This window comes from Edwardsiella hoshinae NBRC 105699 = ATCC 33379 (assembly GCF_000474215.1).
Taxonomy (GTDB): domain Bacteria; phylum Pseudomonadota; class Gammaproteobacteria; order Enterobacterales; family Enterobacteriaceae; genus Edwardsiella; species Edwardsiella hoshinae.
In genome coordinates, this window is sequence record NZ_BAUC01000024.1 from 1 (window position 1) to 11,641 (window position 11,641).

Consider the following 11,641-nt stretch of genomic DNA (forward strand, 5'->3'; position numbering starts at 1 on the left):
TAAAAAAAATACCGTTCGGTTTATTTTTCAACAAATCGATTAAGTCAGGCCACAGACTGCGTAGTTTTGGCGACGAAACGAGCAAAATCTCGAGCAAAATGATCTACCTGCTGCCAATCAGTATATTCAATCTCTTTCGTCGTATCTGTTTCCCCACCGGTCATCTTCATAATCATCTTAATCATCACGCGGTCTAACCAGCCATAACGCGGATAGCGCAATGCGCCAGCGAAGACGGCACATTGCGTCGGTTGCCAAGGCGTCGCCAACAGAAACTTGCGTGTATAACCGTTAGTCTGTGGAGTCCGCTTTTCCGGCTTACGCGCCGTCAGATTAATGGCGAAGAAAGCAGTCGGCATGGCATTCAATTGCTGAACATGACGCTGAGCGAAACGATGCAACGCGCGAGGGAAGTGGCCATAACGAACCGCTGCTCCAATCGCCACAGCTTGATAGGCGCACAAATCGATATCTGCCGCCTGATCGAGATCCCGTAGTTCACACTCCAGCGTCTCGCTCATCGCCGTCACGATCGCGGTCGCGATGGCTTTAGTTTGTCCATCATGGCTTGAGTACAGTACTAAGGTTTTCATACCTGATCCCTATCCATCAGTTGCGCCAGAAGGTTGGCGTAAAGAGTACCAATAATGTAAAGACTTCCAAGCGGCCAAACAGCATGGTGACCACCAGTATCCATTTAGCGGCATCGTTCATAGAGGTAAAGTTATCGGCCACAACCCCGAGACCCGGCCCCAGATTGTTAAGCGTCGCCACCACGGCAGCAAAGGCAGAGAAGTCATCAACCCCCGTCGCGATAATGGCCAGCATGCTGATAATAAAGACCAAAGCATAAGCGGAGAAGAACCCCCACACCGCCTCTAGGATACGCTCCGGCAAGGCGCGATTACCCAGCTTAATGGTGTATACCGCGTTAGGATGTACCAGGCGTTTCAACTCACGCGAGCCCTGCAAGAATAACAGCAGTATGCGAATGACTTTTAGCCCGCCACCGGTAGAACCGGCACAGCCGCCGATAAACGCTGAGCAGAGTAGCAAGACAGGTAAGAATAACGGCCATTTAGCGATGCTGTCGGTGGTAAACCCGGCGGTAGTCGCCATTGAGACCACCTGAAAGAAAGCCTGATTCACGGTCTGCCAACCGCTGGCGTACACGTTATGTAACCATAGCACCAGGGTACACACGCTGACCAACGTCAGCTGCACCACGATAAACATACGAAACTCGGGATCGCGCCAATAAACCTTGGGGCTCCGCCCGCTGAGAAAAGCGAAATGCAGGCTGAAATTACAGCCGGAGATTAATAAGAATACTGCAATGATAGTATTGATGGTCGGACTATTGAAGTAGCCAATACTGGCATCATGGGTCGAAAAACCACCGATAGCGATAGTCGAAAAACTGTGTGAGATAGCGTCGAATACATCCATTCCCGCGCCCCATAACGCGATAGCGCAGGCAATGGTCAACATCACATAGATCAACCACAGGGTTTTTGCCGTCTCGGCGATGCGTGGGCGCATCTTGTTATCTTTCAACGGCCCCGGCATTTCTGCCCGGTAAAGCTGTAGACCGCCAACACCCAGGATAGGTAGGATAGCCACCGCTAACACGATGATCCCCATTCCACCTAGCCATTGCAACATCTGGCGGTAGAACAGTATCGCCTTGGGCAGGCTATCCAAACCGACCAGCGTAGTTGCCCCCGTAGTCGTCAAGCCTGAGAACGATTCGAAGAAGGCATCGGTTACACTCAGGTTGGGGCGCTCGGAAAACAGGAAGGGCAGCGCCCCAACGCTCCCCAGTACCGTCCAAAACAGCACCACGATCAGAAAGCCTTCACGCGGCTTCAACTCATGCTTCTGCTTGCGTTGCGGCCACCAGAGCAGCATGCCAATCCCGAGGGCGACAAAAAAGGTTTCCACAAAGGCGCGCCCGGCGCCATCACGATAGATTAGCGCCACCAGCCCGGGAATAAACATGGTGCCGGAGAAGAGGATAACCAGCAGGCCGACGATGCGAATGATGGCGCGAAAGTGCATCCAGAAACATTCCTTGCTCAATGAGTACCAAATAACGGGAGAGCGCGGATTATTGCGAAGTCTTCTGCAATTGCAATGCACCACGACTGACATTGCGTAGTTTCTCGCCAACCTCATCTTGGCGGCCGAGTGGCAAACTAAGCTGCAACGTCACCTGCGCGGCGAACGTGCTACCTTGCACATGGCCGCCAGCCTGCTCCACAATCCCTTCTACCTGTGCCAACTGGGCATAATCGCAACACAGGGTATAATCAGCCATCGGCACCCGCTGCTGACAACGGAGCGCCTGTAGCGCTTGCTGTACCCCGCCACCATAGGCGCGAACGAGGCCGCCGGTTCCCAACTTGATCCCACCGTAATAACGTACTACCACGGCACAAATCTCCCCAACACCGCTCCCCATCAACTGAGCCAACATCGGCTTACCCGCCGTGCCAGAGGGCTCGCCATCATCCGAACAACCCAGTTGTTGAGTATCCTCCGGCGCGCCAGCTACAAACGCCCAGCAGTGGTGACGCGCATCGGGATGGCTACACCTTGTCTCCTGGATAAAGCGCCTTGCCGCCTCAATACCCGGCGTATGCGCCAGCAGCGTAATGAAGCGACTTTTCTTAATCTCCTCGCAGACACTGACGGCCTGGGCGGGAATGGGGTACGGCTGTAACATCAGGCGAGATGCAGATCGCGCGTCATATTCTCCACGCCATTCGCATGGAAGATCACATTATCTTCAATCCGAATACCACCATAAGGACGTAACGCCTCGATACGACGGCGGTCGAAATGGTGAGCGAATTCGCCTGCCAACCACGGTGCCAATAACGTATCGATAAAATAGAGTCCCGGTTCAATGGTCATCACCATACCTGGCTCCATGATGCGCGTACAACGCAGGTAAGGATATTGTGCGGGCGCGGCCAGGTGCGTCCCCTGCTCATCCTGCATAAAGCCCGCCACATCGTGTACTTGCAGCCCAAGAGGATGCCCAAGGCCATGCGGCATAAACGGTGTGGTCAACCCTTGGGCCACAGCGGCCTCATCGCTGATACCGGTCAGGATGTGATGTTGGCGCAGAATCGCCGCCAGGCGCTGATGGAACTGTAAATTATAGTCGCTATAACGCACACCACAGCGTAAGGTGGCGATCAATGCCTGTTGTGCTTGGTTCACATCGGCAACCAACGCGGCAAAGTCACTCTGTGCCTGTGCGGCGTAGGTCCGCGTCAGATCCGCTGCATAACCATTAAACTCAGCACCGGCATCGATCAAAAAACTATAGTGCTCCGCCGGGGCGCGTCGCTCTAAATGGGTATAGTGTAAGACGGCGGCGTGATGGTTAAGCGCCACGATATTGTCGTAGGGCACATCGTTATCGCCCTGACCGGTCGCGCTCAGATAGGCTAAGTTAATATCGAACTCACTCATCCCCGCGCGAAAAGCCTCCAGCGCCGCTTGGTGGCCATCTACCGCAATCCGCTGTGCCTCGCGCATACAGGCCTGCTCGTACTCACTCTTATAGGCGCGGTGATAATGCAGAAAGTCCAGAACCGATTGGGGATTCAGATGAGCCTCGGCGATCCCTAACGCCCGCGCCCGCTCAGCATTCGGCCCAATGTAGGCTACATTATGGCGCTCGCCAGGTAGCTGTGCGCCGATCTCATCAACATGGCGCAGTGCCGTCATCGCTACCTGCTCAGTCCAGAATGACTGAGGCAAGGGAGAAACGCTATGCCAATAGTCTAACGGCGAATAGAACCATAGCCTCGGTTTGTTGACACCATCGATCCATAGCCAGCTATGCGCCACCTGGGTCACTGGGACCCAAGCCTTAAAGTGTGGGTTTACTTTGAAAGGGTAATCTTGATCATCTAGAAAGCGAGCGAGCGGCTCGCCAGAATGGATCAGTAACGCATCCAGATTATGACGTTCCAGAATGGTGCGTGCGCGCTGTTGCAGTGTCGCGAGGTGCTTCGTGTAGAGCGAGGCCAGAGTGTCCATGTCATTACCCTTTACAGACGTCGAATGACACCCATCTTAGCATAGGGTAGTACGCAAAATCCCCTCTCGACACCCCGGTTGAAGCGATGGTCATGTTCTACATGCCGAGAGGGCTATCTGGGACGCCGAGTGGCCCACCGCTCCCGGATCGCAGCGAGCGGCAGGCACCCTACGCCTTCCGCTCGACATGATCAGATAAAGGCGAATGCGTCGCCGTAAATATGCTCCGGGTTGGCCTCTCGCTCATTGCAGAAGCGTTCGCGGGCGATCTTAGCCATCTCGAAACGCCCCGCGATGTAGATATCGTGCCCGGCCAGCGAACCGTAATCTTGCATCACCGCACTGATCACCGTACCGGTGCGGCCCGTCCAGTCCGCCTCCGGCTGTTCCACCGTAGGAATGACCTGAAGGTTAGGGTAACGCGCGCACAACATAGATAGCTCATCCAGATCGTACAGATGCTTCAACTCGCGCCCGCCCCAGTAGAGGGCAATCTCGCGCTGCGGCTGTTGCGCCAAGGCCATCAGCAAGATCGAACGGGTATAAGAAAATCCGGTCCCGCCGGCAATCAATACCAGAGGACGCTGACTATCCTCGCGCAGCCAGGCATCGCCGTGGGGCATATCGACGCACAGCTCCCGATCACGCAGGATGCGATCCATTACCGCCATGGCGTAGAGATTCAACTCCGAGGCACCAATATGCAGTTCGATGCAGTCGCTCTGTAACGGTGTGGACGCCATGGAAAAGGGGCGTTTATCCCGCTCATCCATCACCACCATCAGATATTGGCCGGCGCGGAAAGCGACCATCTGCTCAGGCACTAGACGCACGCGATACACGGTGTCCGTGATGGCATCTACTGAAGTAACTTTACAGCTCAACATTGTCATGTGATTACTCTATCGGCTCATGCGCACAGCATTGAAACTACTGTGCATCCTCATCATTGTTGGCAAAAATGTTCAACTCGTTCCAGATGGCGTCTACATTCGCTCGCACGCGCGCATCCATCACGATGGGTTTCCCCCACTCCCGCTGCGTCTCTCCCGGCCACTTATTGGTGGCATCCAGCCCCATCTTCGAGCCCAAACCGGATACCGGAGAGGCAAAGTCCAGATAATCAATCGGGGTATTTTCAACTAATAGCGTATCACGCGCCGGATCCATTCGAGTCGTCAGTGCCCAAATCACATCTTGCCAATCGCGAGCATTGATATCATCGTCACAAACAATCACAAATTTGGTATACATAAATTGACGCAGGAATGACCACACGCCCATCATCACCCGTTTGGCGTGACCAGGATACTGCTTTTTCATCGTCACCACCGCCATGCGATAGGAGCATCCTTCCGGAGGCAGGTAAAAGTCGACGATTTCGGGAAACTGCTTCTGTAAGATGGGAACAAAGACCTCGTTCAAGGCTAGCCCCAGCACTGCTGGCTCATCCGGCGGACGCCCGGTGTAGGTCGAGTGGTAAATCGGCTGTTCGCGTCGGGTCAGATGGGTGACGGTAAAGACCGGGAAACGCTCTACTTCATTGTAGTAACCGGTATGGTCGCCATAAGGCCCCTCAGGAGCCAATTCGCCCGCGTCAATATACCCCTCTAGGACAATCTCAGCACTGGCCGGTACCTCCAGGTCACAAGAAAGACACTTCACCACCTCACTCTTATGACCGCGCAATAACCCGGCAAACGCATACTCGGAAAGGGTATCCGGCACTGGCGTTACCGCAGCCAACAGCGTCGCCGGATCGGCCCCTAACGCGACCGCGACGGGAAAACGCTCACCAGGATGCGCCTGACACCACTCCTGGAAATCCAGCGCACCGCCGCGATGCGAGAGCCAACGCATGATTAGTTTATTCTTGCCCAGTACTTGCTGGCGATAGATCCCCAGATTCTGGCGCACCTTATGTGGCCCCCGCGTCACCGTTAATCCCCAAGAGACTAAGGGCGCGACATCCTCTGGCCAGCAGTGCATCACTGGCAAGGTCGACAGATCGACCTCCTCCCCCTGATACACCTGCTCCTGGCAAGGCGCCTTACTCAGACGCTTAGTCGGCATGTTTAAAATCTGCTTAAACTGCGGCAACTTATCCACCAGATCGCGAAATCCTTTCGGTGGTTCAGGCTCCTTGAGAAAGGCCAACAGCTTGCCGACTTCACGCAATGCGCCAACCTCTTCTTGACCCATACCCAGCGCTACCCGTTGCGGTGTACCAAATAGGTTGCATAACACCGGGATGTCATAACCTTTAGGATTTTCAAACAACAGGGCTGGTCCGCCGGCACGTAGGGTGCGATCGGCAATCTCGGTCATTTCCAAATAGGGATCGATGGCATGTTGAATACGCTTTAGCTCACCGCGCTGTTCGAGCAACGCGATGAATTCACGCAAGTCACGGTATTTCATGGCATTCTTATAGATTCGGGTGGAGATCACATTATAAGCGTTCTTCACCCGACTTGCTGCACTTTTGTTACAAACAGGTAACCCATGCCGAGAAAAAGAGGCGGAAGATGGCGCGCCTCAGGCTCGGCTTAGCGGCAGTGGAAAGGCACCAGCGGCGCCAGCGCCTGGGTATCGTGGTACTCGCGCGCCTCCTCGCCATGACGGAAGACTTTATAGCCCTGCGCCTTAGCGCTGTAATATTGCAGCGTCTCGCCGCTCACATGCAACAGACTTCCCTCGCGCAGTGCGATCACCGACTCGCTAGGGTTCACCGCGCAAAACTCGGCGATGCGCTCATCACGGGTTTCCCCCATATGACCAGTGAGATGAGCATCGATATAGTGTGGGTTAATCTGTACCGGGAATAGTCCCAACGACGGTAATACCACGCTGTTACGCACCGGCATATCATTGGTGGTGCGGATGCTCGGTGTGGCTACGTTACAACCGGCACTCCAGCCAATATAAGGGATCTCACGCTCGCGCACCGCACGCTGGATCGGCACAACCAGACCATTCTCATGCAACATCTGGTTGAGCACCCAGGTGTTACCGCCGCTGACCAGGATACATTCCGCCTCTTCCACGGCCTTCACCGGATCAGCGTGATGATGGATACTCTCCACCTTAATCCCAAGCGAATGCTCCAGTTCGGCAGCACGCGCATCATAGCCGCTACGGATCAACGCGTACGGGATCAGCAACGCCCGGCGGATCTTCTTCTCCAGCAGCATCGCCTGGATCATCCCTTTGGCATAGCCCAGCAGTTCAGACTCACCGGATACCTTGCCATTACTCAGTAAAAATAACTCCATGATTTCCCCCGAGGTAAAGCGTCAACGCCACAACACTGTCCGATGACAGCGCCGACGTCACGCAGCAGTTTTTCCCGGCCTTTATAACCAAACATAAAATTTATTGATGTGATCTTATGCCGACCTCAGGCAAAAAACAGCGTAAAAGACACGATTCGTCGAGCAAATACACACATACGACATGGCATCGCTTCTGCCTGTAGCGCGGGATATGGTAGGCTGCAACGCGTAAGAGGAGTATGACAATATGGAAGCGTGGTATTTGTTGTATTGCAAACGGGGACAATTAGAGCGGGCGCGTGAGCACCTGACACGTCAGGAGATCCCCTGCGTGACCCCAATGATCGTCCTAGAGAAAGTGGTACGTGGTAAACGTATCCAAGTGCAGGAACCCATGTTCCCAAACTACATGTTTATCGAGCTCGATCCCGAACGTATCCACACCACAACGGTGCAGTCGACGCGCGGCGTCAGCCACTTTATCCGCTTCGGAAAACGGCCCGCCACCGTACCGTTCCGGGTGGTCAAGCAACTGATGACGGCGCCGGTGGCCACGATCGCCGCTCCCCAAACGCCGATGCCTGGCGATCGGGTACGCATCCTACAGGGGGCTTTTAGCGGACTTGAGGCGATTTATCGCGAGAGCGACGGTGAAAAACGCGCCATCCTGCTGTTGAATCTGCTTAATCAAGAAGTGAGTCAGTCGCTGGATAACAGCGATTTCGAGAAGATCCTCTAACGCCCCACCCAGTTACGGCCCGTCCAGGCGGGCCGCGTCGGATGACGACACTCAGCGGTTCATCTCGGCATCGTGTAGCCACTGAGCTACCCGTTTGGCGAAGTAGGTCAGCACGCCATCAGCACCAGCGCGCTTGAAGCACAACAGCGACTCCATGATCGCCGGCCGCTCCTGCAACCAACCGTTCTGGATCGCGGCCATATGCATGGCGTACTCGCCGGAAACCTGGTAGGCGAAGGTCGGCACACCGAAGGTGTCCTTTACTCGGCGAACCACATCCAGATAGGGCATCCCCGGCTTAACCATCACCATATCCGCCCCTTCTTGCAGATCCTGCGCCACTTCCTGCAACGCCTCATCGCTATTGGCCGGATCCATCTGGTAGTTCTTTTTATTGCCACCCTTTAGGTTCGCGGATGAGCCCAACGCGTCACGGAACGGACCGTAATAACAAGACGCGTATTTGGCGGAATAGGCCATGATCTGTGTATTGACCAGCTTCTGACCCTCCAACATATTGCGAATAGCGCCGATACGACCATCCATCATATCGCTCGGTGCCACGATGTCTGCACCGGCTTCGGCATGGGATAGCGCCTGACGCACCAGGATCTCCTTAGTGATATCGTTGACGACATAGCCATCCTCATCGATCACCCCATCCTGACCATGGGTGGTGAACGGATCCAGCGCCACATCGGTTAAGATCCCCAACTCCGGTACCGCATCCTTCAATGCACGCACCGCGCGTTGCACCAGACCATCGGCGTTGTAAGCTTCTTCGGCATACAGCGACTTCTTCTCCGCCCCGACCACCGGAAACAGAGAGAGGACCGGGATCCCCAGTTTGGCAATAGCCTCCGCCTCGCGCAGCAACACATCAATGGTCATGCGCTGCACACCCGGCATCGAAGAGACCGCTTCCTGATGGTTATTCCCCTCCATCACAAACACGGGGTAGATCAGGTCGTCGACCGTCAGTACGTTTTCGGCGCACAAACGGCGGCTGAAATCGTGCCGGCGCAAACGGCGCAGGCGGCGCCCCGGAAAGGCGCCTGGGAATGCATAGCTCACAGTAATCTCCTTTACTTATGCCAGCCGAAACAGTCGACGGGCATTGTCTTCGGTCACCTGCCGCAGCCAACCGGCATCCTCTTGGCGCCAGCGAGCCGCCTGCTCTACGATGTGGGGCAAGAAGCAGGGTTCATTACGCCGCGACTTCGGTTTCGGTTCTAAATCGCGCGGCAATAAATAGGGGGCATCCGTCTCTAGCAGTAGACGTTCAGCGGGGATGTGCGGTAACAACGCCCGCAACGCCACCCCTCGCCGTTCATCACAGATCCAGCCGGTAATACCGATAGACAAACCTAGCGCCAGACACGCCTCCAGCTCTTCACGCGTACCGATAAAGCAGTGCACGACCGCACCAGGGATCTGCGTCACCCAGGGACGCAACAACGCAATAAAGCGCGGATGCGCCTCACGGCAGTGGAGAAACAACGGCTTGGCCAAACGCGCCGCCAGACTCAGCTGAGCGTCAAATGCCGCCTCTTGTTGCGCTGGCGACGAGAAATTGCGCGCGAAGTCCAGCCCACATTCTCCGACCGCCACCACCTTGGGGTCGCAGAGCAATCGCGCCAACGCCGCGGCGCTATGCTTCCCCCAGCGATGTGCCTCATGGGGATGCACACCGGCTGTCGACCAGCAAAATCCGGGATAACGCTGCGCCAGGCTGCGCGCCTGAACACTTCCCGCGAGATCGGTGCCAGTAATAATCATACCATTTAATCCGACCTGACGGGCGCGAGCAACCACCTGCGGCACGTCTTGGGCAAACTGGCTACTGGTCAGATTGACTCCGATATCCAGCATACGCAGACTCCTCATGATAGTAAGCGTGCAAGACGCAGAGCCAAAACAAACAGGCCGCCCTAAGGCGGCCCGTCAAACGCGATCCCGTCAGCCTGCTTTAGGCTGCTCTTCATCGGGTTGCGCGTCATCTTCTTCATCTTCTGCATCACGACGCCGTTTCCCCACATAGAAGCGGGCGAAGAAGACCCCGACCTCAAACAACAAGCACATCGGAATGGCCAGCAGGGTTTGCGAGAACACATCCGGCGGCGTCAGTAACATACCGACCACAAAGGCGCCGACAATCACATACGGCCGCTTCTTCTTCAACTCGGCCGGCGTGGTCACCCCGGTCCAGCACAGTAAGATGATCGCGACCGGCACCTCAAACGACACACCGAACGCCATAAATAGCGCCATAACGAAGTCGAGGTAGTTATTGATATCGGTCGCGATCGTCACCCCGGCTGGCGCGGTCTTAGCAAAAAAGCCAAATGCCAGCGGGAAAACCACGAAATAGGCAAATGCCATACCGACATAGAACAGCAAAGTGCTGGAGATCAGCAACGGCGTCAACATCCGCCGCTCATGCTTATACAATGCCGGCGCCACAAAGGCCCAGACCTGATACAGAATAAACGGAGCGGAGACAAACACCGACACAATCATGGTCAGCTTAATCGGCGTAAAAAACGGCGAGGCCACATCGGTGGCGATCATACTGGCGCCATGTGGCAACTGACTGATCAGAGGCGCTGAAACCAGGTGATAAATGTCATTGGCAAAATAGACCAACGCCAGAAACACCACCAGGATACAGACAATAGAATTTAACAGCCGCTTACGCAGCTCGATCAAATGACTAATCAACGGCTGGGTATCTTCAACGGCCATGCTGCGAACTATCTTGTAAGGTGGAGAGAGACGATGCGGGCTGCGCGTCGGCAGAGGCAGCATCGACGTGAGTGGATGGAGCAACCGGCCCATCCTCGGGCACCACAGCGACATCCTGCGCCGCGTCCTGCCGCGGCGCCAACGCAGCCTCAGGCTGCGGTTTGATCATATCTGGATGATGGATCGTTTCCGCCGCCGAAGACTCCTTGCCCGTATCGGATCCAGTGATCTCTGAATGATAACTGCGCTTCATTGATTCGGCCGCCTGCTTCAGTTCATCCATGGAGGCTTTCAGCTCAGGAGTCAGATTCTGCAAGCCGGCCTTCTCTGCTTTCTTGAGGCTATCCTGCAACTCCTGGAGCTTCAATTCCTGCGACAGCTCGTTCTGAACCGAGGTTGCCAACGAGCGCAACGCCTTGATCCATCCCGCTACCGTCCGCACCGCTACCGGCAACCGCTCCGGCCCCAATACCACCAGGCCGATGACCATTACCAGCAACAGTTCACTAAATCCGATGTCAAACACGGTTTACACCTGCTCTTTATTCTGACTCTTGGACTCGTCTTTCTTCACTTCAGGCTGCTGCTCAGTGATCGATTTAAAATCGGCATCCTGAGGCGCCGCACTGCTGTTTGCATTGCTGGAAGGGGGCGTCTTTTCATCATCGCCAATGGCTTTCTTAAAGCCCTTGATCGATGCACCCAGATCCGAACCCAGAGTCCGCAGCTTATTGGTGCCAAACAGCAACACCACGATCACTGCAATAATCAACAACTGCCAAATGCTGATACCGCCCATTTTTACTCACCTCTATCGCAAGGG

Annotated in this window: 13 protein-coding genes; 1 reads left to right on the forward strand and 12 read right to left on the reverse strand. The window is 55.3% G+C overall.

What is annotated here, in order from left to right; all coding sequences use genetic code 11:
* Positions 1–44 precede the first annotated feature (44 nt).
* The 7 genes from hemG to pepE form a co-directional block, all read right to left on the reverse strand.
* Positions 45–593, reverse strand: coding sequence for a menaquinone-dependent protoporphyrinogen IX dehydrogenase (gene hemG / locus EHO01S_RS11660; RefSeq protein ID WP_024524117.1), 549 nt, complete (start codon positions 591–593; stop codon positions 45–47).
* A 16-nt stretch (positions 594–609) separates the two neighbouring features.
* Positions 610–2,061 (reverse strand): Trk system potassium transporter TrkH, encoded by a 1,452-nt coding sequence (trkH, locus tag EHO01S_RS11665; RefSeq protein ID WP_024524118.1) that lies wholly within the window; start codon positions 2,059–2,061, stop codon positions 610–612.
* 49 nt (positions 2,062–2,110) lie between these two features.
* Positions 2,111–2,728 (reverse strand): IMPACT family protein, encoded by a 618-nt coding sequence (locus EHO01S_RS11670; RefSeq protein ID WP_024524119.1) that lies wholly within the window; start codon positions 2,726–2,728, stop codon positions 2,111–2,113.
* Complete coding sequence (pepQ, locus tag EHO01S_RS11675; RefSeq protein WP_024524120.1) at positions 2,728–4,059, reverse strand: Xaa-Pro dipeptidase; 1,332 nt, start codon at positions 4,057–4,059, stop codon at positions 2,728–2,730. Before pepQ ends, EHO01S_RS11670 begins: the two co-directional genes overlap by 1 nt.
* Positions 4,060–4,250: 191 nt before the next feature.
* Positions 4,251–4,952, reverse strand: coding sequence for an NAD(P)H-flavin reductase (gene fre / locus EHO01S_RS11680; protein WP_024524121.1), 702 nt, complete (start codon positions 4,950–4,952; stop codon positions 4,251–4,253).
* A gap of 37 nt (positions 4,953–4,989) precedes the next feature.
* A complete protein-coding gene (ubiD, locus tag EHO01S_RS11685; RefSeq protein ID WP_024524122.1) occupies positions 4,990–6,480 on the reverse strand; it encodes a 4-hydroxy-3-polyprenylbenzoate decarboxylase in 1,491 nt (496 codons plus the stop codon).
* Between the two features lie 128 nt (positions 6,481–6,608).
* Positions 6,609–7,334: a dipeptidase PepE gene (pepE, locus tag EHO01S_RS11690; protein WP_024524123.1), complete on the reverse strand. Its 726-nt coding sequence runs from the start codon at positions 7,332–7,334 to the stop codon at positions 6,609–6,611.
* A gap of 247 nt (positions 7,335–7,581) precedes the next feature.
* Here pepE and rfaH point away from each other — a divergent pair, with 247 nt between their 5' ends.
* Positions 7,582–8,073, forward strand: a complete 492-nt coding sequence (gene rfaH / locus EHO01S_RS11695) for a transcription/translation regulatory transformer protein RfaH (RefSeq protein ID WP_024524124.1) — start codon at positions 7,582–7,584, stop codon at positions 8,071–8,073.
* Positions 8,074–8,124: 51 nt separating this feature from the next.
* Here rfaH and hemB read toward each other — a convergent pair whose 3' ends face one another.
* The 5 genes from hemB to tatA all read right to left on the reverse strand — a co-directional run bounded on the left by hemB (position 8,125) and on the right by tatA (position 11,617).
* Entirely contained in the window at positions 8,125–9,147 is a 1,023-nt protein-coding gene (gene hemB / locus EHO01S_RS11700; RefSeq protein WP_024524125.1) for a porphobilinogen synthase, read from the reverse strand.
* Positions 9,148–9,162: 15 nt separating this feature from the next.
* On the reverse strand, positions 9,163–9,945 hold the full coding sequence (gene tatD, locus EHO01S_RS11705) for a 3'-5' ssDNA/RNA exonuclease TatD (protein ID WP_024524126.1): 783 nt from the start codon (positions 9,943–9,945) through the stop codon (positions 9,163–9,165).
* Between the two features lie 87 nt (positions 9,946–10,032).
* On the reverse strand, positions 10,033–10,818 hold the full coding sequence (gene tatC, locus EHO01S_RS11710) for a Sec-independent protein translocase subunit TatC (protein WP_024524127.1): 786 nt from the start codon (positions 10,816–10,818) through the stop codon (positions 10,033–10,035).
* Complete coding sequence (gene tatB / locus EHO01S_RS11715; protein WP_024524128.1) at positions 10,808–11,344, reverse strand: Sec-independent protein translocase protein TatB; 537 nt, start codon at positions 11,342–11,344, stop codon at positions 10,808–10,810. Before tatB ends, tatC begins: the two co-directional genes overlap by 11 nt.
* 3 nt (positions 11,345–11,347) lie before the next feature.
* Positions 11,348–11,617: a Sec-independent protein translocase subunit TatA gene (tatA, locus tag EHO01S_RS11720; protein ID WP_005290263.1), complete on the reverse strand. Its 270-nt coding sequence runs from the start codon at positions 11,615–11,617 to the stop codon at positions 11,348–11,350.
* Positions 11,618–11,641 lie beyond the last annotated feature (24 nt).

What these genes read in the sequence shown, in the direction of transcription:
- hemG (WP_024524117.1), bottom strand. Translation starts at nt 593, where the DNA reads ATGAAAACCTTAGTACTGTACTCAAGCCATGATGGACAAACTAAAGCC.
- trkH (WP_024524118.1), bottom strand. Translation starts at nt 2,061, where the DNA reads ATGCACTTTCGCGCCATCATTCGCATCGTCGGCCTGCTGGTTATCCTC.
- EHO01S_RS11670 (WP_024524119.1), bottom strand. Translation starts at nt 2,728, where the DNA reads ATGTTACAGCCGTACCCCATTCCCGCCCAGGCCGTCAGTGTCTGCGAG.
- pepQ (WP_024524120.1), bottom strand. Translation starts at nt 4,059, where the DNA reads ATGGACACTCTGGCCTCGCTCTACACGAAGCACCTCGCGACACTGCAA.
- fre (WP_024524121.1), bottom strand. Translation starts at nt 4,952, where the DNA reads ATGACAATGTTGAGCTGTAAAGTTACTTCAGTAGATGCCATCACGGAC.
- ubiD (WP_024524122.1), bottom strand. Translation starts at nt 6,480, where the DNA reads ATGAAATACCGTGACTTGCGTGAATTCATCGCGTTGCTCGAACAGCGC.
- pepE (WP_024524123.1), bottom strand. Translation starts at nt 7,334, where the DNA reads ATGGAGTTATTTTTACTGAGTAATGGCAAGGTATCCGGTGAGTCTGAA.
- rfaH (WP_024524124.1), top strand. Translation starts at nt 7,582, where the DNA reads ATGGAAGCGTGGTATTTGTTGTATTGCAAACGGGGACAATTAGAGCGG.
- tatD (WP_024524126.1), bottom strand. Translation starts at nt 9,945, where the DNA reads ATGCTGGATATCGGAGTCAATCTGACCAGTAGCCAGTTTGCCCAAGAC.
- tatC (WP_024524127.1), bottom strand. Translation starts at nt 10,818, where the DNA reads ATGGCCGTTGAAGATACCCAGCCGTTGATTAGTCATTTGATCGAGCTG.
- tatA (WP_005290263.1), bottom strand. Translation starts at nt 11,617, where the DNA reads ATGGGCGGTATCAGCATTTGGCAGTTGTTGATTATTGCAGTGATCGTG.